The sequence below is a fragment of the Lactobacillus helveticus DSM 20075 = CGMCC 1.1877 genome (genome assembly GCF_000160855.1).
Classification (GTDB): Bacteria; Bacillota; Bacilli; order Lactobacillales; family Lactobacillaceae; genus Lactobacillus; species Lactobacillus helveticus.
This window is the reverse complement of the sequence record NZ_GG700754.1, coordinates 137,989-140,502: the sequence shown is the minus strand read 5'-3', so window position 1 is coordinate 140,502 and position 2,514 is coordinate 137,989. Positions and strand designations below refer to the sequence as shown.

The 2,514-nt window shown below is 34.0% G+C and carries 3 protein-coding genes and 1 pseudogene; 2 read left to right on the top strand and 2 right to left on the bottom strand.

Annotation, left to right across the window (positions count from 1 at the left end; all coding sequences use genetic code 11):
- Positions 1 to 172 precede the first annotated feature (172 nt).
- On the bottom strand, positions 173 to 571 hold the full coding sequence (locus HMPREF0518_RS05585; protein WP_003626961.1) for an iron-sulfur cluster biosynthesis family protein: 399 nt from the start codon (positions 569 to 571) through the stop codon (positions 173 to 175).
- Between the two features lie 98 nt (positions 572 to 669).
- Positions 670 to 870, bottom strand: a complete 201-nt coding sequence (locus HMPREF0518_RS05580; protein WP_003626960.1) for a hypothetical protein — start codon at positions 868 to 870, stop codon at positions 670 to 672.
- 110 nt (positions 871 to 980) lie between these two features.
- Here HMPREF0518_RS05580 and HMPREF0518_RS05575 point away from each other — a divergent pair, with 110 nt between their 5' ends.
- Positions 981 to 1,373: a hypothetical protein gene (locus tag HMPREF0518_RS05575; RefSeq protein WP_003626959.1), complete on the top strand. Its 393-nt coding sequence runs from the start codon at positions 981 to 983 to the stop codon at positions 1,371 to 1,373.
- Positions 1,374 to 1,407: 34 nt separating this feature from the next.
- Positions 1,408 to 2,274, top strand: a pseudogene (locus HMPREF0518_RS05570) (metallophosphoesterase family protein).
- Positions 2,275 to 2,514 lie beyond the last annotated feature (240 nt).

Here is a 2,514-nt window from a genome sequence, read left to right as displayed (position 1 = left end):
ATTATAGAAAACTTTGGACTTAAAGTATATTTTTACTTAATAAGTTAAAAAATAGGCAAAAACACCGAAAGCTTTAACTATAGTTAAATAAATCGACAAAAATGCTAAAAGTTTTAACTGTAGTTAAACAAAAAAACTGCCTTTGCATAAAGCAAAAGCAGTTTTTTCATTATTAACAGCGCCATTCAACGCCAGTCATTTTGACATTCTTGTTAGCCTTGATTAGGGCAGCACCGTTGCCAATTTCAACGCCGCTATCTAAGATTCCTTCATCAGAACGAAGATTAAGGCTACCGGCATCATAGTCCATCACCATGTTTGGTCCCATCAAGGTCATGTCATACTTAGAAGTATAAATTTTAAGACCTTGATCATTGTCTAATTGAACAGGGTAGTCAGGATCTTTTTCATCAACCCAAATAATTGAAAAATGGGAGCCAATGCTGCAGCCACCGCCTTTGATGGAATACTTACCGCCGCCATCATCAGTGATTAAAATTAAAGTCTTGTCAGCGATTTCTCTTCTTTTAAGATAATCAAGTGCTCGGTCAGTAAATGTGATTTTTAGCATATTCGTTACTTCCTATCTAGATCTCTTTACTTGTTAACTAAATTATACAAGAAACAATTAGATAAGAAATTGATTTAGATCAAGAAAAGCTGACTTTTTTAGTCACCCCAAATGACAATCATTTCTTGCCATTCGCCGCTTTGACCGATATTGCGAAATTCTAAGCTAAATACCTTAGCATTCATATGACTTTCTTGCCATTTTTCATAAGCTTCATTAGGCATATCCTCAGTTGATTGATACTTAAAAGAATCAACATGTAAATTTTTAGCTAAAATAGCATTCTTGTCATTAAACATATAAATCACTTCTTTTCATCTATATTGTAGTCGATTTTCTAATAGTTGATGCAAAAGGCGCTTATAATAGAAGTAAGAGGAAAATAATGTAATAGAAAAGAGAAAGAGCAATGCAACTTTGCCAATTATTTATTGATAAGAACAAATCAGAATTTATGTTAATGAAAATGCCTGATGAAGTTACACCTGACAATTATCAAGGTTGGGTAAGTCAAAAAGAATCAGAAAGTACTATTCAAGCATTTGAATTCCCTCAAAAGCTGCTAGATCAAATTGCTATGGAATATTTGGACGAGAATCAAACTGATGCTCCATATGAAGCAAAATATGTTTTAATGAAGGCACCTGATGAGGAAGCATTATTTATTTCTAGTTTGGAATTAAGTTGTAATGACGATGAAAAACTAGATGTAGTTAGAAACGGATTGTTAATTGTGTTTGATGAAAACGAGTTGCAACATTTTAGCGATGTTTTGCAAAAAGCTTGGAGCAAAATAAATTAACGATCTAAAAGCAAAAGGATAAGAAGGGGTAAGAATGACCCGTAAAATTGTTAATCGAACTCTTGAAGATAATCAGAAAAAAGAAAATTATATTTTTATTTCTGATATTCATGGCAATTTAGAGACAATTGATTTAATTGAACAAGCCAAAAAAGACAATCCATTGGCTCAATTGGTTACCGGCGGTGACTACATTGATGGCCGCGAGCATGTTAAAGAGGTCCTGGATTACTTAATGGATCAAAAAATCAAGGTGCCATCGTTTTACTAGGCAATCATGAACAGATGATGCTTAACTTTGCGGACGGAATCGAGCACCAAAATGGAATCTGGTTCTATAACGGTGGCGGTAAGACTTTAACCAATATATTTGGTCGGACTCTTTTACCTGAAGAAGTTAGAGAGAGTAAATATTACCGTTTCTTGAAATCTTGTCCGACGATGTATGATACGCTGCAAATTATTTTGGTCCATGCTGGTGTGCGCCCTGATGAAAAATACAATGATCCTGCGACATATAATAAGGAAGTTTATGGTTTGAAGTTTGATTACGATTTTTACCGTATTTGGGCGCGAGAAGGATTCTAATCAAGTAGATGAAATAATTGCTCATAATCGAACTGGTAAGACTATTGCTACTGGTCATACGCCTACAGCTGCCTTGGAAGGTAAATATAATGATGGACGGAAGATGAAGCAATTGTTAAGAGATGACTGCATTGTTAGAAAAATGCAGTATCCAGGTGAGCCAGCCTGAATTTTTACTGATGGTGGTTCGCATTCTGATCTTTTAATTTATCCACACAATGATGGTAATGTGGTAGTGCTTGATGCTGATGGTAAGATCGTTCGCATCTATAATTGGGAAAATCCACAAGGAATTGAATTTAATGAAAGATAAACGTCGCTAACCTTGCTTCTAGTTAAAGCTTTATGTTTTAAAAATTGGTGAAATAAAAAATCGTTACTCATTTCCGAATTTGGAGTAACGATTTTTTGTGTCCTATTGTTTATTTAATGCAAAAAATAAGCAAATTATTTTATACACTCACTGTATCACGAGTTATAGTTTTTAGCTAGTAACTGAGTGGTAAGTTAGTTAACTAACGATTATGAATGAAAAAAGAACCTAGGAGCAATA